Source organism: Pseudogracilibacillus sp. SE30717A, assembly GCF_037071985.1.
In the GTDB taxonomy this organism is placed as follows: domain Bacteria; phylum Bacillota; class Bacilli; order Bacillales; family Amphibacillaceae; genus Pseudogracilibacillus.
On sequence record NZ_JAXHDF010000004.1, the window covers coordinates 176,746 to 199,058 of the forward strand.

Here is a 22,313-nt window from a genome sequence, read left to right on the forward strand (position 1 = left end):
TATGTTCTCTACTACCGTTACCCTAGACCAATTCCTACAAGCGATGGTCGATACATTCTATATGGTTGGATTTTCATTAATCATCGGTTCAATAGTCGGAATTCCTTTGGGGATTTTACTTGTTGTCTCACGTCCCGGCGGGATTATAGAAAATAAGTTTATCTTTAATATGTTGAATCCAGTTATTAATATGGTCAGATCCTTACCGTTCATTATTTTACTTGTCGCAATTATTCCTTTTACTCGATTAATTGTTCAAACTTCGATAGGTACCCCGGCAGCAATTGTTCCATTAATTATTTATGTTGCACCTTTTATTGCTCGCTTGGTGGAGAATTCAATCTTAGAAGTGGATGATGGAATTATTGAAGCAGCTGAATCAATGGGTGCCACTCCGATGCAGACAATATGGTACTTTCTTTTACCAGAAGCACTTGGCTCTTTAATATTAAGCTTAACTACAGCGACCATTAGTTTACTTAGTGCAACTGCAATGGCTGGAGCTGTCGGCGGCGGAGGTATCGGAGACTTGGCGATCAGTTATGGATACGAACGATTTGATTCATTTATTATGCTCGTTACCGTTGTTGTACTAATAATTTTCGTGCAACTACTTCAATCGTTAGGTAATTGGTTAGCACGTAAAGTAAGAAGAGAAGGTTAGCTATCATTGGAAAGAGTCTGGGATACAGCCCGAATAATTGACTTAAAAGACGAACAATGTCTGTCGGATATACCACCGCTTCAGAAATATTATTCGAATTTTTTAGGTGAAATATTTTTATCCCTGCCTCTTTCTTACTAGCTATATGTATCGTAAAGAAATCATTTTTAACAACAAGCACGATTTAAATCCTTTTTTATAATTCTTCAGACCATTTGCGCTCCATTGTAACTTGATTATTTGAATAACTTAATACATACACATCAGGATTACTAAGTCTTTTCCAGCAGTCAAAACCAAAATTGTTATCATAGTTTTTTAGCAATAATGACATGATATTTCCATGAGTAACTAAGATAGTATTTTCAGATGTGCTTTTAAACACTTCATCTACAACACTTACTATTCGACTCATTGCTTCTTTACTCGACTCTCCTCCTTCATATTTCAATTCTAGATCAGTAAACGTCGCTTCAAGCTTTTCAATCCAATCAGTTAAATACCTTGTGCTAAGTGTACGTTCTGCTAAACGCTCTTCTATTTCTATTTTTATATTTCTTTCATCACTTAGTGGCTCAACTGACTGAATTGCACGTAAAAAAGGGCTAGAAATAATTCGATCAATGTTCGTATTTAAGAAAAACCTAGATAATAATATAGCTTGGTCGAGACCTTCTTCAGTGAGCTGCGCTTTAGGAGATTGACCTTGTGCTCTACAATGTCTCACAATGAATATCTTTTTTTCCATCCTGTCAAACCGCTCCTTTCATACATTAATACGATTACAAATCTGTTAAAGCAACTTTAGTTCGAAATAAATTCCTCGGCATGAAGAGTGCTTTCCTTTAAGAATGACGATGAATTATAGTGAGATACTATTTTTACATTTACAATAAACATATTGATCTCCATGGGTTTTTTCCTACACATATGAAGAATAAGCTCATAATGCCATCTGCTCACATTTTTTCTATACGTTGTTTTGTATTCTAACATCATTATTCACTATTTTCAAAAACATCTTATAAACTAAAAACGACTTCTGATTGTTTCAATACATCTATAAAACAAAAAAAGGATACAAAATCAATAAAGATTTGTATCCGTGTTTTATATATGTTTGTTTTACCATGACAATTTACTTTTTAATTATCTAATTTCTTCCGGGATAAACCAGTATCCGTCCTGATTATGCTCTTCCATATACGCTTTAAATTCATCTGATTCATACGCTTCTTTTACAGCCTGAGCCCATTTGGTATCTTTGTTTTTTTCATCTACTACTGCAACAAGTTCTAAGTCTTTTAAAATGTCTTCATGTAGTAAACTTAAAGAAGCATCTAATCCAGAAGAATAAACAATACTTCCCGGGATGACCCCGTAATCAATATCATCTAATGCACGTGGAATTTGCGCTGAATCCATTTCTTGAATATCAAGATTTAATTCATTTTCTTTAATATCATTTTGCGTAACTTTAACTAATTCCACATCATCATCCAATGTAATTAAACCCGCTTTTTGTAATACCGCATATGCTCTCGCTGCATTGGAAGGATCTTTTGGAATTCCAATAACATCGCCTTCTTCAATGTCATCTAGTGAATCTTTTCTTCCTGGGAAAATACCTGCAGGTACAGTAGGTATTGGTGTGATTTTCGTTAAGCTCGCACCTTTTTCCTCATTAAAATTTGTATAGTAAGCAGTATGCTGATCAACGTTTAAATCAATAGAACCTTCTGAAAGTGCTATGTCAGCTTGTAGCAGTTCCGTAAAGTCAGTTGTTTCGACTTCATATCCTTCTTCTTCTAAGATCGGTACAATTGCATCAATAAACAATTCGCTATATGGACCAGGTGAAGTTCCAACTTTAATTGTCGTCTTGTCTTCTCCACTAGTTGAAGAATCAGAACCACAAGCAGTAAGGAACAATGTTGTTAAAAGTGTAAAAATAAAAAATAACCTAAAGCCTTTCATTATGCTTCCCCTTTATCATAGTTAATTAATTCACACTTAACTACTTTGTTTTATATGAATTATGTACTATGTTACAGGGCAATAAAGAAAAAGTCAATGAAAATTTCCTATGCGATTATCTGGTGTATAAAAAGCAAAAAACCGTTATTTGAACATAACGGCCTTTACGTAAAATACTCAATTTTTGCTTCAGGAAACATACGATGAATATATCCACCTAATGTATCTTTAATATCCTCTTGTTCGTCGTCATGATATACATACTTACCTATGCCGTACCTGCCCCATTTCCATTTTCGTTTGGATTCGTCTAGTTCCAATTTTGTCATTGGATAATTTTCCTGGATAACTCGCTTTGCTGGTTTAGTAAATCGATGTTGAATCATTTCAAAGGTTAAGTCTTTACGCGCATGGGCTGGTAAGGAAACATCTAATTTTTCAAACATTTCCTTATAACCTTCTTTCCACCCTTCATGCAAATAAATTGGAGCCACAATAAAACCTAACGGATAATCTGCTTCTGCAACTTTGACCGCTGCTTCAATCCTTTCATTCAGTCTTGAGGTTCCGGGTTCAAAATATTTAATCATATAATCATCGTTAACACTAAATCGGAATCGAGTTTTGCCCTTGTGGTCCGCGTCAAGCAAATGATCAACATGAGCAAATTTTGTTACAAATCGTAGCTTTCCATGTTTAGATTTTCCAAAAAACTCTATTGCTCGTTTTAAATTATGTGTCAAGTGATCGACACCTACGATATCTGATGTACAAGAAGCTTCAAATCGGGTTGTATCTGGTGCACGCTCTTCCATATATCCTTCTGCTGCCTCAAATATTTCATCCACATTTACATACGTTCGAATATATGGTTTTGAACCCATCGTTGTTTGTAAATAACAATAATGACAGTGTCCCATGCATCCTGTTGCTAAAGGGATTGCATATTCTGCAGAAGGTTTAGACGTATCGAATGTTAATGTTTTTCGAATTCCTATAACTAAGGTGGATTTGGCGATTCGATACTTTTGAAAATGATTTTCTCCAGGCAAATTTCGAATTTGATTATGAGAAGTTGTTTCCCGAATCTCAATATCCATATCTTTAAATTTCGAGACTAATTTTTGAGCAAGCGGATATTCCATCGCTCTTGGTTCAACATAAACAAGTTGAGGAACAAACGGTTTAACCATTGAATCCCTCTATTTCTGGGGAACCGAATGCATCCTTATATGCTTGTTCAGCCTCATCCTCAGATTTAAATAAAGCAAATTCATTACTTAACGGATAATAATTATCATGAGCGAATAAGGCTAATTCATTTGGATTATCTGGATTTTCTACGATTGCTGCTTGCTGTACTTGTGCCACATCTTGAGCATGAGGATTCCGTATTATCATATAAACGATTTCACCAGCTTGAAATTGTTCCATCATTCATCACCTTTTATTGTATAGTTCTTATAGTATGGATGATTGAAATGGAAATTATGAGAGGAGTATAATTTTTTAAAAAATCGCAAATCCAAAAAAAATAAACTCATCCCTAACCTAAACAATGAGTGTACAATAGATGAAACTATCATCGTTGAGTGAATTAGTCACATGCAAAGTTAGGCGATACTTTTACTGAGTGAGTTTACCGCATGCTGAGTAAGGAGAGACTTTCGCTAAGTAAACTCGGCGCTCGCTGAGTCAGGCGCTACTTTCGCTAAGTGGATTCGCTGCAGGCGGTGTCAGGACACGACTTTCTATGTGTGGCAATTCAATTGGATTTTTTGACATTATATATTAAATATTTTTAAATAATCTGTTCCAAACTTCGGACGGTACCATACCATTAGCTTCAACTGTCCCATCCTTTTTAAAATAAATTTCCAGACGGTCTGGAACCGTTGATAACTCTGATTCTAACTCTTTATACCGGTCAGACAAAAAATGAAACCGTTGATTAGTGGAGCCGACCCAAGGACGTTTATGATCTAATCTATCTTGCTCAAATGGTCCATCAATAAACAAGTCTGTAACATGATAAAGTTCCTGCCAAAAAGGCTTTTGCAGCTCCTCTAGTTGCTCTTTATAATAGCCACTGAATGTCATAACACTTAATCCTTCACGTTGAGCACGCCTGCCAAGTTCTGATAATGCCTCCGCTTGTTCGAATGGCTCTCCACCAAGAAATGTAATTCCTTCTATATTTTCTTTTTGTTTACTTTCTAATATTTGATTCCATAATGTTTCAACAGAAACTTTCGTACCTTTTTTCGGATTCCACGTCCATGGAACGCCACATCCTTTACAATGAATTGGACAACCCTGCACCCAGACACATGCACGGCGTCCAGGACCTTCCACTGTAGTAAGTGGTAAAAATCGATGCAATTGAACGAACACTAGTAATCAACAACCCTTCCAGGACGATCTTGCTTTTCAACCGTAGTATTTTCCTCTTTATCTAAATCATGTTCAGTTGGCCGATGTTCATTTGATTGAGCTTCAGCCTCTTTTATCTCCCTCATCTGTTCCTTCTCTAATATCCGCGTTGAAATAATGGATAAATATTCTCGTCGTGCTAAAAACCCATGGACACTTGCGCTAATCCAACCAATTAATGCAGCAGCTACCGAAATACTAAACATCCAGTGCTCTTCTGAAAATTCAGCACTTATATGAATTAATTGAATGAAGATAATTAAATAAATAATGCCGGCGTTCAACCATTTCTTTTTACCAGTACGTATCGCGATATAAAAAAAACTAAAGTAAGCTGCTATTCCAAATGGAAACAATAACCAAATCAACCAGATGGAATGACGGAATTCCCATTTCTTTCCGAATGGAGTTATTGGTTTCATATCATTCCTCCTCATATGGTATGTTTAGGTATTCTTTCTCCACCGTTTTTTTAATAATCCATATAATTTCTACTTCTTTAAATACTACTTTATATTGGGCAGACACACCATGAGTATAGCTCTACCTTTGCGGATGAGGACCCCTTCGTGCGAAATACCAAGACTTAGTTTTCTCCCTAGGAATAACTATATTTAGTAAACTCATGTTCATTTACTGTAAACGTAAAAAATGCGATCTTTAATAGTCAACAACTCTTCCAGTTTGCTTTTTCGTAGGTGGACTCTTTGTACTAGTTGTATTTTTATTATTACTGTTATTTTCCTTCGATCTTTGTCTTAACTCTTGATCCGAAAAGACAATATATGGTTTTGCTTTTGCAAGGACGTGAGGTTTTACATTTAACGCAGTAATTAAATGTGTATATGACGTAAATGTAAACACTTTTTCCCTAACAATAATAATTTCCTTAGCTAAAAATGGGCCTACAGAAGGCAATTGTTTCAGTTTTGATTCACTTGCTGTATTAATATTAATCAATGTAGGCTGTTTTCTAGGTTTCTTATTTGTATTTTTTCGTTTCATTGTGTGTTTTGAAGGTGCCGGCTTTTGCTTACCTATGACTTTTTGGTGTGATGCAATATTATCGTTATACCTCGATTTCCCATGTAATTTATTAATTTTATCGGGGGCAATTTGCCTTGCAAGAAAGGTTAAATATTCAATTCTAGCTAAAAATGCATGTACACAATTCGAAATCCAACCAAAGATTAATAACCCTAAAGATAAGTCATATATTACATGTTCCTCAGGAAAAACTTCCATTACAATGAATGCTTGAACAACTATAAGCAAATAAATAAATCCCGCAATAATCCATTTCATTTTTCGTGCTCGAACACCAATATAAAACATACTAATATAGGATAAAAATCCGAATGGGAATAATAACCAAATGAGCCATAGCGAATGTCGCCATTCCCACTTTTTTCCGAAAGGAGTAATTGAATTCATAGCTTATTCTCCTTTAACTTCTGTTTGCTGTTTCACTTCTGTCTGTTCTTCTTGATACTGATGCTGCTGAGCTCTCAAAAATTCTTCTGTAAATGTCGAATCAATCGTTTCAGCATCTAATAACTCCTCTAAAATTTCAACATAATCTAAGCATTCCTCATCATTCATTCCAATTGTTTTCGCACGAATTTCACCAGCAGCTGTTATTTCTAAACGTATTTTTTTCTTCATCTTCTTACTCCTTTACTTGAAACGTTAATACGAGCGTATCATCTTCATTCCTGGTTTCTGATTCAAGTAATAATCCTTCATTTTTGGCACGTTCGATTAATTTTTCATATGTATTATGCTGTACAATCCGTGTATATTCCTCATACGTATTTTTTAAAAAAGCTTCGGCATCTTCTAGACTTACATCTTCATGAAAGATGGCACTAATCGTTTCATCTTCTTGGCGTTGAAAAACAATTTCTACGTTACCAATTGATGATTCAATCTGTTTTTCATCAAGAGATACTACATTACCACGATTTTCAAGAGCTTCTTTAAGTATATTTTCATCTTTAATTTTCGTATCAAGTTTATAATAAGCTCCCTCTTCAACTTTACCTTGCAACGCATAAGAAACAATGGATGTGGTAGCTATAGCAATTGGTATTAATGTTAATGATAAACTCACTTAATTATCCTCCCTTAAACTAGAAATCTAACATTCTTCCTCCACGCACTGCATGTAGATCATGATCAGCCGGCATAGGTTTTCTATCCTGTTCAGATACTTCCTCGTAATCTTTTCGGTCTTCTCGAAGAGTTGCCGTAACAGCTCTCACACTAGCCCATTCACGTAATTTCTTTATTTCTTCTGCTTGTGTAATCGATAATGGAATCATTTCTTCAATTGCTTTTTCAAGATCTTTTATTTGCAGGCTACGTTCTTCAGCGAATGCTTCAAAAAGACCTATAATCACGACTTGTTCTATTTCAGCCCCGATAAACCCTTCTGTAAGGGTTGCTAAGTGTTCATATGTTTCTTCATTTAATGGAAACTCACTTTTCGCCTTTTCTGAAACGAGACGTTTTTCAATATGTATTTTAAAGATCGCTTTTCTTTCCGAAGCTGTTGGAAGATCTACAAAAAATATTTCATTAAAACGGCCTTTTCTTAAAAACTCAGGCGGTAGTCTCTTAATATCATTCGCTGTTGCTACTAAAAATACTGGAGCAGTTTTATCTTGCATCCAATTTAAAAACGTTGCAAAAATACGTGAAGCAGTTCCGCTGTCACCTGTTCCGCTTGTACCTGCAAATCCTTTTTCTATTTCATCGATCCATAAAATTGAAGGAGAAATCGCTTCAGCTGTTTCAATAGCTTTACGCATATTCTCTTCACTACTACCAATAATTCCGCTAAAAATTTTTCCCATATCAAGTTTTAACAATGGTAATTTCCAAAGAGAACTAACTGATTTTGCAATTAGACTTTTACCGCAACCTGGAACACCAGTAATTAATAACCCTTTCGGCGCAGGCAGCCCATACTCACTTGCCATTCCCATCCACGTATTATTTCTTTTCCGGAGCCATCGTTTAATATTTTCCAGTCCACCAACATCATTTAAACTAGGATCTTGAGGTATATATTCTAAAAGCTCATTTTTCTTAATAATCTGCTGCTTTTCACTTAATACATGATCCACTGTGTTAATATCAAGCCTGCCATCCATTACCATGGAGAGTGCAAAAGCATTTTCCGCTTCTTGAATTGTGAGTCCAAGCGCTGCTTTAATCACAAGTTCTTCTTCCTCTTTCGTTAAATCAACCGTAATTCGCGGATTGTTCTTATTTAATTTAATCATTTGTTGTAACACTTTTTCAATTTCTTTATACGTAGGAAGTCCATATTCTACAACCATTATGTCTTTCTCAAGTTCCATAGGAATCTCGAAATGTGGGGAAACAAAGATAATATTCTTCGGATTTGGATCATTTTCAATTATTGACACCAAATCTCTGATTCGACGAACAATCGCATGGTCCGTTTGTCGACTGTTTCCTCCCAAAAATACATGAAAATCTTTTAAAATAATGACAGAAGGTTCATTTATTTTCTCGATCTGCTCAAGGGCTTGCATAGGCTGTTTATATTTACTCAGAGATGTGTCTTTATCTGAAATTAGTCCTTCTGTTATACTCCATGTATATACATTTCTGATTGTCTTAATTTGCTGAACGTCTGAGCAAATTCGTTTAATATCTCTGATCAAGCGATCTTCTTCCCATGTTGTTATTGATAAAAAAGAAAATCTTGCTCTTAAATAGTGAGCAAGCCTCGTTGCAAAAGTATATTTTTCTGCCATTAGTAGCTCCACCTCTTCATTGCAAAATAATTAATATAATTATAAAGCATTTAAGTCTTTTTTTCATCGGGGTCAAAAGCACTAATTAGGAGAATTTTTTAGTTTCCTATACAAAAATATTACAAAAAGTAACCAAACATATCCGAAGAAAAATCCTGTTAGTATATCAGTAATATAATGGACGTTAATAAAATACCGGCTCATCCCAATTAAAAATATTAGTATTCCAAATGAGATTACGATAATTTTTTTCCTTTCTGGATAGCTTTGACTTAAAAAATAAGCGAGCAATCCATAACAGACGATCGAAGTCATCGCATGGCCTGAAGGAAAGCTGTATCCTTGAGCATTCAATGCTGCTGATATACTAGGACGTTCTCTTTCAATAAGCTGTTTAATCATCCGATTTAATAATTGGGCACCGAGTGTTCCAGAACCAAAAATAAGCGGAACAATACCACTTTTCGTTAACCATCCTAGTACTACCATCATAATCAACGTAAAAGGAAGCACAAATGTTCTAGATCCTAATTCGGTTACCCATCTGAAAAGTGTATAAACCGGAGTGTTCGCGACCATAGAGACAAACTCTCTTGTAACTTGATCGATATATGGCATTTTTCCTTGTTTTAATTCATAAATCCAAAACATAATACATATTGCTGGAATCAAAAATAAGGTTAAGCGTACGATAAGACGTTTTACTGGCATATCTAATTTCATTCCTTTTCTTTGGGGCAAATTAACAAATTATCCTATTTTTTAATTTATTAACGCGATATGTGATCTACCTAGAGCGAAAACTTACATAACCTACTTTATATATGGTAATCTTAAAAATATAGAACGTATAGTGTTATACTAATATTAAATACATAGCGTATATACATTAAAAATAAGAAAGGAACATGTTAGATGATAAACAAACAATTTACAGTTACAGGAGAAACAGGGTTACATGCAAGACCCGCAACACAATTAGTCCAAGTTGCAAGCAGATTTTCCTCCGATGTGGAACTAGAATACAAAAACAAAAAAGTCAATGTTAAGTCAATAATGGGTGTGATGTCTTTAGGTATTCCCCAAGGCGCAACTTTTACTATTATTACAGACGGACATGATGAAGAAGATGCGATGAATAGTATTGAAGAATTATTAAAAAAGGAAGGGATTGCTGACTGATGCCTTAGGCATTGCTGCTTTACGCGGTATTGCATTCGTAAAGCTTACAAATTAATTATTGATACAGCTAAATAAGGATGTACGGAGAAATTTCTGGTGAGTCACTTCCTATTCCTCTTCTATTAGGTCTAAGATTAGACGAGTTTTCAATGAGGACCCTTCTACCTAATCTGCCAGAAGTGAATAACAACACAAGCTAGAAATGGAAACACTCGTGGACAAAGCTCTTTTGATGAGAGATGAGAAACGCTTACGAAGTATTGGAATTAGTACACTCAAATTCTAAAATATAATGAAGGTAGGGATCCTGTTTATACAGTTTCTCCCTACCTTTTTTAATACTTTTTATAATTGAACTTCTTCAATCACCGATCTAAATATATTTCTAATTTTCATTATTTCTTAAAGAAAATTTTATAAACACCAATCGTTAATAACGGCACCGCAAATACTACAATCATTGCATAAGCCATTGCTGTGTATCCTTTTGATATTAAATCTATAATTCCAACCTGTGCTAAAATAACGGCTAAAATTAAAGTTCCTACAGCGATACCACCTTTTTGAAGGTCCGTTAACTCTTGATTAGCAATGTCCTTAATTTGTGAATCTAATCGGTCAACAAAAGCATGAATCATCCCTGAGGCTGTTTCGATTAAAGTCCAACCGACAACAACACCAAATATTATAATTACAATTAGCGGAAACCCATCCAACATAACGAGCCAAGGCACAGTTGCACCAAGCACTTCTTCCTTTGGGTAGTGTCCAAGCAGACTAAAATAGGTTAAGAACCACGGGAAAGTCATTAAAATCCCGCCTACAATTCCAGCAATAATTGAATCTTTAATTGACTGTTGACGTTTAATACTAAATAAGGCGGCTGGATAAACAGCTAAATTGTATCCGACATATAAAATACCACTCCAAAGCACTGCAAAAACAGATACTTTCCCCGTCACAAAGCTTGTGTCACCTGAACGAAGAACCTCGAGTGCACTTTCCCACGTCGTCCCAATAACTAGCGTTGCGAAAATAACATAACCAATCATTAAAGACAATGTACCTAATGTTTTAAAGCGTTCAATGAGTCCTTTTCCGTAAAAATTAAGTATACCAACAATAACTATGATTAATATAACTCCTACCCAGTAATTCATACCGAGCGTACTATTTAGAATTTCTCCGGTAGCTGAAGCCATAATAGCAATAATTAAGATGGCTAAGAGTAAATAAACAATATCAAACAAAAACCAAAATGGTCCAATTAATTCTCTTAATAAAGTTCTATAATTGAATAATTGAAATTTTCTTGAAAATTCAAACATAAGAATAGCCATAATTGTAAAACCTATAAAAATACCAATACCGCCAAGCCATCCCAATGCCCCATACTTTGCTCCAAACTCTACAATTTCTCGTCCAGTAGCAAAACCACCTCCCATTAATACTGACTGTAAAATTACTGCTGGAAGTACGTACCTACCATACTTTCCTTCTAATAGATTTTTCAAGACAACACACCCCTCTTTTTATTTTATATATAAAATGGAAATAACCAATTTTGGCTATTTCCATGATTGTAGTTTTTACATTTCTTGTCTCGATTGCACATCTTGCAGTAAAGTGATTCCCATTGCCAGTATGAACATATAAAAATAAGGTTTTTATAACATAACTAATTTTACCGTGATCAATAAATCATTCTGAACTAATTGTTCAATTCTCATTGATATTCGTTAAGTTTACATACTTATTAAATCATTTAATGTATACGCAAACTTCTTGTCTATTATGATAAATGTTACTAAATATATTTCTTCGTACATAGAAATAGCCATTCCTTTGGCTATTTACATTCTGTTAAGTAACAATCCCTTTATTAAGGAGAACCGAACACCCAATTCTTTTATTTTGTGTGGAAGATATACCTATCTTGTCTGCTTAATACGTATAGATTTATTTTTTACCTTTACATAATAATAATCCAATCTTGTATTACCTATTTTCATATAATAATATAGAAGGAGGTGGAGAAAATGAACCCACTTGCATTGCTTTATCTGGCATGTATTTTAGCTGGTTATGCACTTGCAAATCTACCAACTTCTGCTTTAATTACCGCTGAAATTGCAAGTGTTTTTACAATTATCGGCAGTCTAGTCATGGTCGTATTTGCAGTTGCATTAATCTTTCTTGGGGTAAAAGCACTGTTGGGAAAATAAAATAAAAAAGATAGAGACCAAGTCTTTCGGTCTCTATCTTTGGGGAAGTTATTTATTTTTACGTTGTTTAGCTCTTCTATTTCCACCTTTTTCCCCGATATCTTCATAAAATTCGCGGTCATGATTTTTGGAAGTGGCTTCCCCACCTTTTTGACCAATCTCTTCATAAAATTCGCGGTCATGGTTTCGAGCAGTTGCTTCTCCACCTTTTTGACCGATCTCTTCATAGAATTCACGATCATGATTTTTGGAAGTGGCTTCTCCACCTTTTTTACCTATTTCTTCATAAAATTCGCGGTCATGGTTTCGAGCAGTTGCTTCTCCACCTTTTTGACCTGCTTCTTCGACTGACATCTTGCCTCTGTTCTTTTTAGCCATATATAACACAGCTCCTTTTTTTAAAGATTTAGGCGTCATGTCTTCGCCTTCAGTTGTTGTATTCCACGTTTAGGACAAGATAAACATTTTTTTTATATTTTTATAAAAAAGCATTTGGAATTTTCGCGTAGAAAGCCCTCTATACTTCTATACCTTCACTTCAATATTGCTTTAAAAATCCTAAGGACAAAAACTTAGTTAGCTGCTGGGAGAAAATCGGCTTGAGCTGAGTGCATATTTTTATTATCCAATAGAAATTAGATCGAACAAGTTGGTGGTTGTCACTCTCTTCCACACTATTTTAAGAACACACTAAAACGATTGGATTTTTCTTTTATCTTTATTTAGCTATCTAATTGGAGTAGTTTTACGAGTAAAAATTAAAAAAACTTGGCAATTGATTCTCACCAAGTTTTTGAAAGTTATTCTTGTGTAAATTTATCTTTAACTTTTTTTATTACTTTCTCTGCTGTTTTTCTCTTTTCTTCTTTATCTTTCTTTTCTAATTCTAACTCTAGACGTTCTTCTTCTGGCAGATTAAAATAACTTGTATTGTTTACACCGTTATTTTCTTTAATCATTTTGTTTTCTCCTCTCATCCTAATTATTTTGGATCGACAACCTGTTTACGTCTTACCCAAACAAATCCATCTCCTTTTGTAATCACTGCCACATCAATAGGTGGGCCTACTGACTCTGTGACTCGTGTAACACGTCTTTTAAAAGATGTTAAGTTAATTAATGTTTCTGTCATTTCTGCCAGTTCTCGAACGGGAAGCGATCTAACAACTCCTAATAAAGGTTGTAAGTAATTATTTTCTTTGTACTCTTCTACAGCATCAGAAATTGATTCATATATTGTATTACCCATTTTTTCCAACTTTTGAACTTGATCTTTTGTTAAGGTAATATTTAATAATTGTTGCATTTGATCATAATAACTTTTTAACACTTTATCCAATATTCCGAACATTGCCTCTTCCATATCTGGTTCAATTCCTTCAATAAAAGAATCGACCATTTCACTTTGCCCAAATGCTGAAATAGATGCAGTTCCATCATATTGATCATACGTGTAACTGATTCTTTTCTCTTTTAATTTTTTATATTTTAATTGTTCAAAAACAAATCCTTCAAGTCGATAATTCAATAAACGAGGAAAAATTTCTTTTTCGCCATACCCAGTAATTACAAACCCACTGCTACCTACACTGAAAAAATCTCGCTTTACCACTTCATAGGCTAGACGATACAAATTTTCCATCAGCTCTTCTGGTGTTTCATGTGGGATTACCTCTTTACAAATTTCTTCTACGGTACTATTAAACTTCATTAAAAAAGAATCATAGTTCATTTGAAGATAAACGTCTTTTTTCTTATAATAAGAAATATTTTTCTTTACACATTTTATTAAGCAATTCGTAACGTACTCTTGCTCCATTTTCGCATCTGCATCTTCTTCTATTGTAGATTCTACTTCTTTAACAATTTCTTTAATAATCGTTGTAAACGTTCGATATACAATGATTTCTTCTACTTCTTCATGGTAAAAACGCTTTTCTTTTTGAAGAAAATCTAAAAAATGATCCATATAATCAGATAAGTACTTGAATTTTTTATTTCCTAACTCATTACTGAATGTTTTAAGAATAATGTCCCAGGGAATCTCCATAAAAGAAGCGGAACCATAAACCATCAAACCTACTGGATGTTGTTCCGATAACGCAAAAAGCTTATTTGCTGAATTATATACTTTTCTAACCCCTTCTTGTCCACTTGTTATGGCACTGTCTGCCGCTAATGAGAGTCCATGTTTGTTCATAATGACAATTTCTGCAGTCATTGTTTTTCATCCCCTTTCTTCTTTACTTGTTGTATAGCCTTACATGGAAAAGGTAAAACGAAAACTGTAAAACTTAAAAATAATTAACTAAGTTCATATAAAGTAGGACACAAAAAAACAGGAAAATTTTTTATATTTTTATTGTTTAAATTTTAAACAAGCGGGGTACTTCTTACATAAGTCGACTTTTGATTACAAAAGCAGAATTCTGCAACTAATGAATTTTGAGTGTTCAATTCTTGAAGGAGGAAATTTCATTGAAACCTACTGTTAAAGAATTTATGGATGATACTGCGTTAGTGACAGAAGTACAGGAGCTTACTGCTCAAGGAATTGATAGAGAAGACCTCTATGTTCTTACACATGATGATGATCGTACAAATCGTCTGGCTGATAATGCTGATGTAAATACAATTGGTATTGAAGAAGAGGGGTTAGGTACAGCTGTAGGAAATATGTTCCGTGATAAAGGAGACGAACTCCGCGAAAAATTACAACAGATGGGATACTCTCAATTTGAATCGGAAGAACTCGAAGAAAAATTAGACCAAGGTAAAGTATTACTTCTGATCAACAACAATGGTACTCCTCCGCCTGAACATAGAGCGATGTATTAATATGTGAGCATAAGCCTGTTAGACTACAATAAAACCAAAAGTTTATTTAAAATAAAAATCTCCCCTGAAGTATACATCACAATCTTCAGGGGAGATTTATTATTTACAATTCATGTAAACTCGAGTTTAGCCCGCAATATTTAGGACTAAAACTGCGTACTTATCGAAGTCATTAATTGGATTTGGGAGTTTATTTATACGTTAATGTTTTCCCTGTCATTCCAAATAAGATAGTGAGAATTGGACTTAATAAGCAAAAAAATGCAAATGGTAAATATGCTAAAACGGATACGTCAAGCACGCTTGCAATAAAAACTCCACATACACTCCAAGGAACGAGCGGATTTACAACCGTTCCCGCATCTTCGGCGACACGCGCTAGATTAATTGGTTGCAAACCTACTTTTTCATACTGGCCTACATATGCCTCACCAGTTAATAAAATGGAAAGATACTGTTCTCCAATCAATACGTTAATACCGATAGCTGTCAAAGCTGAAGCAAAAATAACAGAACTGACTTTACGTAAGGATTGTTCGATTGCCGATAACAACCGGGGAACAATTCCAAGAGTAAATAATAATCCTCCTAAACTAAGGGCTAATAATACAATCCCAATAGTAAAAAACATACTCTCGATTCCGCCGCGTGTTAAAAGAGAATCAATTTCTTCAATCCCAGTTTGAGAACGATAGCCACCAAATAAAATTCCCATTACTTCTCCAATAGTTGATTTTTGATGAAAAAACGAAACAAAAATCGCGCTAACAGAGCCAGCTGCTAAGGCTAATAAGGCAGGCGCTTTTTTTACAGATAAGACAACTAATATGAAGATAGGTATGATGCCACTGTACCAGTTTACAAGTCCTGTTTCTAGTAACCCTTGTTGGAATTTTTCAATATTTGCAAAGCTGTTTGCTGATACATCCGGAGAAAATACAGCAAATAATAAGATAGTTATAAGGAATGCCGGAACTGTCGTCCATGCCATATTTTTAATATGATCAAAGAGATCAACTTGTAAAATGGATGATGCCATATTTGTTGTGTCAGATAACGGAGACATTTTATCCCCGAAAAAAGCCCCTGAAACAATAGCTCCAGCAGTCATTGCAAGTGACACATCAATTGCACTGGAAATGCTTATAAAAGCAACTCCAATCGTTCCTACCGTTGTAAGAGAACTGCCTACACTTATTCCAACAATTGCAGTTACTAAAAAAATAACTGCCAAATAAAACTTTGGAGTAACAAATGTAAATCCTACATAAATTAAGGTAGGAATGGTACCGCCTAGCATCCAAGAAGCAATTAAAATACCGATGAAAAAAAACAGAAGTGCTGCAGCTATACCAGCTCTCGCTCCTTCTGAAATTCCGTTTTCTAATTGTCTATAGGAAACACCTTTTATTAGACCATATACAATCAAAAATAGTAACGAAATTAACAATGGAATATGAGGGGGCGCCTCAAAAAAAATAATGCTTATACTCATGATGAAAATAATACCTACGGTGACGCCTATTGCTTCTGTAAATGAAGGGTTTTGTACTGTTTTAATCCGAAACATTCTCAACTTCCTTTTTCTTTTTTGTACATATCCCTTCTATTATGCCAGCATTTTCATTCAATATCATGGATTAAGAACTATTAATAAATAAAAATACTTCATAAATGTAGCAAATATACCCTTTATCCCTACGTTAATTCAAGAAACAGTTTTTTGGGCTCCTCTAGTAATTCGATAAAACGATTAACAAATCGTACAGCATCCGCTCCATCAGCTACCCGATGATCAAAGGAGAAAGAAATAGTCATTATAGAACGGATTACAATACTATCCTCTTCTAGAACAACTGGTATACGTTTTGTTTTATGAAAAGCCATTATACCTGTTTGTGGATGGTTAATTATTGGGGTAGCAAACGTACCTCCCAATGGTCCTACATTGCTAATTGTAAATGTTCCACCTTGCATCTCTTTTGCTGTTAATTTTCCTTGTTGTGCTTTTTCTGTTAATTGTTTCATTTCTTGATGAATTTGACGTAATGATTTTGAATCGATGTTTCGTAAAACAGGTACAAGCAATCCTGCTTTTGTATCCGTTGCAAGCCCTATATGATACGATCTATTCAATCTAATAATCTCTTTTTCTTCATTTAGTTGCGCGTTAAATACTGGATGTTCTTTAAGGGCAATAGCTAATCCCTTTAGGAAGAATGCCACGATCGAAATATTTTCTCCAATACTTGTTAATTCTTTACGATATTCCAGTAAATTGGTTACATCTGCTTCATCAAAATGAGTTACATGAGGAATTGTTCGAACTGAGTGGGTTAAATTATTTGCAATTTGTTTCCGAATCCCTTGGAATGGAATCGATTCATCATCTACTTTAATTGGTATCTCTGTATTGGTATCCTTTTTTACGCTCTCTTTTCCTTCTAATAGTTGGCTATCTGTTTCTGATCGTTGATTCGTATTATTTAAAAATGCATATATATCTTCTTCGGTCACTCTCCCTGCTCGCCCTGTTCCTGATATCTTTTCAATCTCAACACCTAATTCACGAGCTAGTTTACGTGTATATGGTGCTGCTAAAATCCCATTATATCGTTTTGGCAAGGGGGGGTGCTTTTCAGTGCGTGCTTTTTCACCTTCTGATTCACTTTGCATTTTTGTGGTCTTCTTTTTACCATTATCAATTTCTATAATAGTTTCCCCAACGGTAATCGTATCTCCTGGCTGAAAGTGGATTGCAGTAATCTTCCCTGCAACTGGAGATGGGATTTCAGCAACCATTTTATCTGTCTGTACTTCTAGTAAAGGTTCATCTATACCGATTTCATCTCCAACTTTTACAAAATAATTTACTATTTCACCTTCTGTCATTCCTTCTCCAATATCATGAAATTTAACTTCCAATACACTCACCCCCTAAAACTCAATAGATTTTTTAATCGCTTTTTTTACCCGCTCAGGCGTTGGTAAATACTCGTGTTCAATCGCAAAATAAGGTACAGGTACATCAAATCCGGTTACACGTTCAACTGGTGATTTTAAATAGAGAAAAGAGGTGTCATTAATGATAGAAGTTATTTCGCTACCGACGCCCCCTGTTCCATGTGCTTCATGAACGATAATAGCACGGCCAGTTTTTTGAACAGATTCTGCAATGATCTCTTTATCGAGTGGGTATAATGTTCTTAAATCGATAACTTCACATGTGTATCCCTCTTTTTTCATGTCTATTGCTGCTTTTTCGGCAACAGGAACCATTGCTCCCCAAGCAAAAATGGAGACATCATCTCCCTTTTTAATGTACGTTCCCTTGCCTAATTCAACCGAATATTTATTAGCTGGTACCTCTTGGCGAGTCCCCCGATATAAACGCATTGGCTCAAGAAACAATACAGGATCCGGATCTTCGACTGACGCAATTAATAACCCTTTCGCATCGTAAGCATTGGATGGACAAACTACTTTTATTCCTGGCATATGTGTAAACAACGCTTCTGCGCTATCCGAATGTATTTCCGGCGCACCAACTCCTGCTCCATAAGGTGCACGAATTACCATCGGCAAATGATACTTTCCTAACGTTCTAGAACGCATACGTGATACATGAGTGGCAATTTGTTCATATGCTGGATAAATAAATCCCAAAAATTGAATTTCCACAATAGGACTTAATCCATTTAACGCCATGCCAACTGCGGTTCCGACAAATCCTGCTTCACTTAAAGGCGTATCGATTACCCGATGGTCTCCAAATTCATTTTGTAATCCTTCCGTCGCTCTAAATACGCCTCCATTTACTCCTATATCTTCTCCGAGTAATAATACTTTCTTGTTAGTCGCCAGCATCGTTTTTAACCCATCGTTAATAGCTTGAATAACTGTATAAGAATTTGTCGTGAACATTTCTTGTTCCCTTATCCGATTATCTGTCATTACCATTTAAAATCTACTCCTTTCGAGTAAATCTTCCTTTTGTTCCTGTATGGACCAAGTTGGATCTTCAAAGACATAATCAAACATTACGGATGGATCAGGCTTTTCATGATTTTCCATGCGCTCGACCGCGTCATTTACTTCCACTTCCACTTCATGTTGCATTTGACTAACCCAATTCTCATCCCATATGTTTTTATTTTTCATTAACCTTTCTAATCGTACTATTGGATCTATTTCTTCACGCATTTTTTCAACTTTTTCTTGGTCTCGATACTTTGTCGGATCATCAGCTGTTGTATGAGGCCCAAATCTGCAGACCACTGCTTCAATTAATGTTGGCCCCTCTCCTCGACGTGCTCGTTCAAGTGCTTCTTGCACAGCTAGATGTACTGCAAAAACATCCATTCCATCCACTCGAATGCCTGGAATTCCATATGCAACTGCTTTTTGCGCAATTGTTTCTGAATTCATTTGTTTTTCAATTGGAACCGATATTGCATACCCATTATTTTGATTAAAAAAGACAACTGGGGCTTTAAAAACACTCGCAATATTGATCCCTTCATGAAAATCACCTTCTGATGTTGCCCCATCACCAAAATAGGCTATCGCTGCTTGATTCGATCCTTTATACTGTTCCGCCATAGCCGCTCCAGTTGCATGAGGAAGTTGTGTAGCAATTGGTACAGCTGCTGGTAAAATTCGTTTTGTCTGTGAAGGTAGAGCACCTTCTACTCGGCCATTCCAATAGAGTAATAGACGATCAAGATCTCCTCCGAATGCTAATGCAGCACCATGATCCCGATATGTTGGAAACATCCAATCATTGTCATCTAAGGCCAATGCACTTCCAACTTGAGCTGCCTCCTGTCCTTCAAATGGCACATAGGTCCCAATCCTCCCTTGACGTTGCAATGCTTTTCCACGTCTATCATACGTTCGCAAACGAGTCATATGATAAAAGAAGTTTTTTATCTTTTCTTCCGATAGTTGAGACTCATATTGTCCGGATACAAGATTTCCTGATGAATCAACTATCTGCATTAATGGATACTTTTCCTTCATCTTCATATTCATCCTTTCAAAAAATTATTAATTAATATTCCATTTTGGACGACGGGACCGACTGAAAAAATTATTACGACTTTGCTGTTCTTCCATGATAAGTCGACATTTTCGAGCAGCTGCTTCTAATGTCGTTATTTTTTCAGCTGCCGCTTGTTTATAAATTTCAAATACAGAAGTATAGATAGATTTCGTTTTTAACAATACTCGTTCTTTGTTTGAACCATACAATTCATCGGCAACAGAGATTAATCCCCCGGCATTAACAATATAATCAGGTGCATAGACAATTCCTTTTTCATTTAACAGATTTATTATATTTTCATCTGTTAATTGATTATTTGCAGAGCCAACAATTGCTTTTACTTTTAATTGAGGGACTGTTCTTTCGTTAATAATTCCTCCCATTGCACAAGGTATAAATATATCTGCTTCTACACGATATATCTCATCAGAGCTAACAACTTTCACTTGATTACGTAATTGCTTTCCAACCAGTTGGATTTCCTCTAGAGCATTAGGATTTATATCTGTGACATAGACATTTGCTCCTTCTTTCAATAAATATTCACATATTTTAAATCCAACTTTACCGAGACCTTGGATCGCATACGTTTTTCCATACAATACTCTACTGTTAAATAAGAATTCATTCGTAGCTTCAAGAGCATAAATAACCCCTTTAGAAGTAGGGATAGATGTGTCACCCCCACCACCATATGCCTCGGGAATTCCATTAATAAAATTTGTTTCTTTCATTGCGTGCACAAAATCATCCATTGTTGTTCCCATATCGGTACCGGTATAAAAACGTCCATTAAGAGAGTCAACATATTGACCAAATGCACGAAATAATGCTGGAGATTTATCTGTAGCCGGATCTCCAATAATTACTGCTTTTCCACCACCAAAATCTAAATCAGCAGCAGCACATTTGTATGTCATTCCTTCCGACAATTTCAAAACATCATCTAGTGCATCATCTACCGTTTCATATGGATACATCCGTGTTCCGCCAAGGGCAGGACCTAATGTCGTATCATGTATTGCAATAATTGCCTTTAAGCCGGTCTGCGGATCATTACAAAATAAAACCTGCTCATGATTTGCAATCTTCTGAAAAATACCCTTCTCACTTAGCTTAGACTTCTCTAACTGTTCCATCATTTTATTTCCCTCCTGAAAAAGTAAGCGAATTAGATTTTATGAAAGCGTATACATTTTATCTTGAAGTGGTGTCATGGGGATACTATTAATAAGTGTGTATGGATGGTTTTTATGTAAGATATGTAAATTTGATCCATTTCCATGAATTTACTCTTAGTATATTCGGTTGACGGTTAACTGTCAACCGAATATCAAAAAAAGAAACTGAGACAAAAGTATTTTTATCAAAGAAAAGACGAACGATGCTAGATGTATTACAACTTTGGAAATATAGCCGACGCGGAGTCTACGTATATTTCCGAAGTTTAACTAACATATTGTTCGTCCTTTCAATTGATGGTTTTATTTATGTCCCAGCTTTTTTTATCATATAATTATTTAATTTGCTCAAGAACTCCTTCTAATCCTCTGTGTATATGCTCACTCATCATATTAGTTGCTGCTTTTACGTCTCTATTTACAATCGCCTCATAAATTCGTTCATGCTCTTCAAGTAACGTAGGATAAAACGTAGCCCCAATCATACTATTTCTCATATAATGAATTTTTGTTTTAATCATATTGAGCATTTGAATTAAATGATTATTCTGTGAAGCTTCAATAATAATCGTATGAAACTGTTGATCGAGTTGCTTTAGTGCTTTTCCTTGGTCAACTACGTCCTTCGTTTTTGCTAGGTTTTCCTCTAATGCAATCATCACATTTTCAGATAGATTACTAATAGCTAGTTTCACAGCGAGGCTTTCTAAACTTTCCCGACATTGAAAAATTTCCCTAATATCGTCAATTGTAGGCTCATATACTTTTACAAATCCGTCATTATATACGAGGAGTCCGTCTTGGATGAGCATACGAATTGCTTCTCTTACTGGCCCTCTACTTATCCCTAATATTCCAGCTACTTTCGCTTCGACAATACGTTCAGAAGGCTGACGTTCTCCGTCTAAAATTGACTGTTTCAAAATATTATATGCTTGTATATGGAGTGACTCAGGTTTAACAATTTGACTCATC

At 35.1% G+C, this 22,313-nt stretch carries 25 protein-coding genes; 4 read left to right on the forward strand and 21 right to left on the reverse strand.

Translation table 11 applies throughout. The annotated features are described in order from the left end of the window. Nucleotide 1: 1 nt before the first annotated feature. A complete protein-coding gene (locus SPD48_RS07840; protein WP_336257536.1) occupies nucleotides 2-664 on the forward strand; it encodes a methionine ABC transporter permease in 663 nt (220 codons plus the stop codon). Nucleotides 665-860: 196 nt separating this feature from the next. Here the strand turns inward: SPD48_RS07840 and SPD48_RS07845 are convergent, their stop codons facing one another. The 11 genes from SPD48_RS07845 to SPD48_RS07895 form a co-directional block, all read right to left on the reverse strand. Next, the gene (locus SPD48_RS07845; RefSeq protein ID WP_336257537.1) at nucleotides 861-1,412 is read right to left on the reverse strand and encodes a histidine phosphatase family protein; all 552 of its coding nucleotides are present in this window, start codon (nucleotides 1,410-1,412) and stop codon (nucleotides 861-863) included. 401 nt (nucleotides 1,413-1,813) lie between these two features. Beyond that, entirely contained in the window at nucleotides 1,814-2,641 is an 828-nt protein-coding gene (locus SPD48_RS07850; protein WP_336257538.1) for a MetQ/NlpA family ABC transporter substrate-binding protein, read from the reverse strand. 164 nt (nucleotides 2,642-2,805) lie between these two features. Beyond that, complete coding sequence (gene splB / locus SPD48_RS07855) at nucleotides 2,806-3,834, reverse strand: spore photoproduct lyase (RefSeq protein WP_336257539.1); 1,029 nt, start codon at nucleotides 3,832-3,834, stop codon at nucleotides 2,806-2,808. Beyond that, nucleotides 3,827-4,075, reverse strand: a complete 249-nt coding sequence (locus SPD48_RS07860) for a transcriptional regulator SplA domain-containing protein (protein WP_336257540.1) — start codon at nucleotides 4,073-4,075, stop codon at nucleotides 3,827-3,829. Before SPD48_RS07860 ends, splB begins: the two co-directional genes overlap by 8 nt. Nucleotides 4,076-4,432: 357 nt before the next feature. Further along, a complete protein-coding gene (locus SPD48_RS07865; RefSeq protein ID WP_336257541.1) occupies nucleotides 4,433-5,035 on the reverse strand; it encodes a 4Fe-4S single cluster domain-containing protein in 603 nt (200 codons plus the stop codon). Then, nucleotides 5,035-5,496, reverse strand: a complete 462-nt coding sequence (locus SPD48_RS07870) for a hypothetical protein (RefSeq protein WP_336257542.1) — start codon at nucleotides 5,494-5,496, stop codon at nucleotides 5,035-5,037. Before SPD48_RS07870 ends, SPD48_RS07865 begins: the two co-directional genes overlap by 1 nt. 238 nt (nucleotides 5,497-5,734) lie before the next feature. Further along, nucleotides 5,735-6,508: a ComEA family DNA-binding protein gene (locus SPD48_RS07875; RefSeq protein WP_336257543.1), complete on the reverse strand. Its 774-nt coding sequence runs from the start codon at nucleotides 6,506-6,508 to the stop codon at nucleotides 5,735-5,737. A 3-nt stretch (nucleotides 6,509-6,511) separates the two neighbouring features. Next, nucleotides 6,512-6,739 (reverse strand): DUF2997 domain-containing protein, encoded by a 228-nt coding sequence (locus tag SPD48_RS07880; protein WP_336257544.1) that lies wholly within the window; start codon nucleotides 6,737-6,739, stop codon nucleotides 6,512-6,514. Between the two features lie 4 nt (nucleotides 6,740-6,743). Then, nucleotides 6,744-7,187, reverse strand: coding sequence for a hypothetical protein (locus SPD48_RS07885; RefSeq protein ID WP_336257545.1), 444 nt, complete (start codon nucleotides 7,185-7,187; stop codon nucleotides 6,744-6,746). 19 nt (nucleotides 7,188-7,206) lie between these two features. Further along, nucleotides 7,207-8,865, reverse strand: coding sequence for an AAA family ATPase (locus SPD48_RS07890; protein ID WP_336257546.1), 1,659 nt, complete (start codon nucleotides 8,863-8,865; stop codon nucleotides 7,207-7,209). Nucleotides 8,866-8,946: 81 nt separating this feature from the next. Continuing rightward, the gene (locus tag SPD48_RS07895) at nucleotides 8,947-9,606 is read right to left on the reverse strand and encodes a phosphatase PAP2 family protein (protein ID WP_336257547.1); all 660 of its coding nucleotides are present in this window, start codon (nucleotides 9,604-9,606) and stop codon (nucleotides 8,947-8,949) included. A 174-nt stretch (nucleotides 9,607-9,780) separates the two neighbouring features. Here SPD48_RS07895 and SPD48_RS07900 point away from each other — a divergent pair, with 174 nt between their 5' ends. Beyond that, on the forward strand, nucleotides 9,781-10,047 hold the full coding sequence (locus SPD48_RS07900; RefSeq protein WP_336257548.1) for a phosphocarrier protein HPr: 267 nt from the start codon (nucleotides 9,781-9,783) through the stop codon (nucleotides 10,045-10,047). 395 nt (nucleotides 10,048-10,442) lie between these two features. On the opposite strand, the gene SPD48_RS07905 is transcribed toward SPD48_RS07900, so the two are convergent. Beyond that, a complete protein-coding gene (locus tag SPD48_RS07905; protein ID WP_336257549.1) occupies nucleotides 10,443-11,561 on the reverse strand; it encodes a YkvI family membrane protein in 1,119 nt (372 codons plus the stop codon). Between the two features lie 525 nt (nucleotides 11,562-12,086). Between SPD48_RS07905 and SPD48_RS07910 the strand changes: the two genes are divergently transcribed. Beyond that, nucleotides 12,087-12,272 carry a hypothetical protein gene (locus tag SPD48_RS07910; protein ID WP_336257550.1) on the forward strand — a complete coding sequence of 62 codons (186 nt, stop codon included), beginning with the start codon at nucleotides 12,087-12,089 and terminating at the stop codon, nucleotides 12,270-12,272. Between the two features lie 48 nt (nucleotides 12,273-12,320). On the opposite strand, the gene SPD48_RS07915 is transcribed toward SPD48_RS07910, so the two are convergent. From SPD48_RS07915 to SPD48_RS07925, 3 genes are all read right to left on the reverse strand, one after another. After that, nucleotides 12,321-12,650, reverse strand: coding sequence for a general stress protein (locus SPD48_RS07915; protein ID WP_336257720.1), 330 nt, complete (start codon nucleotides 12,648-12,650; stop codon nucleotides 12,321-12,323). A gap of 422 nt (nucleotides 12,651-13,072) precedes the next feature. Next, nucleotides 13,073-13,231, reverse strand: a complete 159-nt coding sequence (locus SPD48_RS07920) for a hypothetical protein (protein ID WP_336257551.1) — start codon at nucleotides 13,229-13,231, stop codon at nucleotides 13,073-13,075. A 23-nt stretch (nucleotides 13,232-13,254) separates the two neighbouring features. Next, nucleotides 13,255-14,493: a hypothetical protein gene (locus SPD48_RS07925; protein ID WP_336257552.1), complete on the reverse strand. Its 1,239-nt coding sequence runs from the start codon at nucleotides 14,491-14,493 to the stop codon at nucleotides 13,255-13,257. A 257-nt stretch (nucleotides 14,494-14,750) separates the two neighbouring features. Here SPD48_RS07925 and SPD48_RS07930 point away from each other — a divergent pair, with 257 nt between their 5' ends. Next, entirely contained in the window at nucleotides 14,751-15,110 is a 360-nt protein-coding gene (locus tag SPD48_RS07930) for a general stress protein (protein WP_336257553.1), read from the forward strand. A 190-nt stretch (nucleotides 15,111-15,300) separates the two neighbouring features. On the opposite strand, the gene nhaC is transcribed toward SPD48_RS07930, so the two are convergent. The 6 genes from nhaC to SPD48_RS07960 form a co-directional block, all read right to left on the reverse strand. Beyond that, entirely contained in the window at nucleotides 15,301-16,680 is a 1,380-nt protein-coding gene (gene nhaC, locus SPD48_RS07935; protein WP_336257554.1) for a Na+/H+ antiporter NhaC, read from the reverse strand. 128 nt (nucleotides 16,681-16,808) lie between these two features. Then, the gene (locus tag SPD48_RS07940) at nucleotides 16,809-18,035 is read right to left on the reverse strand and encodes a dihydrolipoamide acetyltransferase family protein (RefSeq protein WP_336257555.1); all 1,227 of its coding nucleotides are present in this window, start codon (nucleotides 18,033-18,035) and stop codon (nucleotides 16,809-16,811) included. Between the two features lie 12 nt (nucleotides 18,036-18,047). Further along, nucleotides 18,048-19,064, reverse strand: a complete 1,017-nt coding sequence (locus SPD48_RS07945) for an alpha-ketoacid dehydrogenase subunit beta (protein ID WP_336257721.1) — start codon at nucleotides 19,062-19,064, stop codon at nucleotides 18,048-18,050. A gap of 6 nt (nucleotides 19,065-19,070) precedes the next feature. Then, nucleotides 19,071-20,132 (reverse strand): pyruvate dehydrogenase (acetyl-transferring) E1 component subunit alpha, encoded by a 1,062-nt coding sequence (gene pdhA, locus SPD48_RS07950; RefSeq protein WP_336257556.1) that lies wholly within the window; start codon nucleotides 20,130-20,132, stop codon nucleotides 19,071-19,073. 27 nt (nucleotides 20,133-20,159) lie between these two features. Then, nucleotides 20,160-21,296 (reverse strand): Glu/Leu/Phe/Val dehydrogenase dimerization domain-containing protein, encoded by a 1,137-nt coding sequence (locus tag SPD48_RS07955; protein ID WP_442962134.1) that lies wholly within the window; start codon nucleotides 21,294-21,296, stop codon nucleotides 20,160-20,162. A gap of 377 nt (nucleotides 21,297-21,673) precedes the next feature. After that, the gene (locus SPD48_RS07960) at nucleotides 21,674-22,312 is read right to left on the reverse strand and encodes a GntR family transcriptional regulator (RefSeq protein WP_336257558.1); all 639 of its coding nucleotides are present in this window, start codon (nucleotides 22,310-22,312) and stop codon (nucleotides 21,674-21,676) included. Between the last annotated feature and the right edge of the window lies 1 nt (nucleotide 22,313).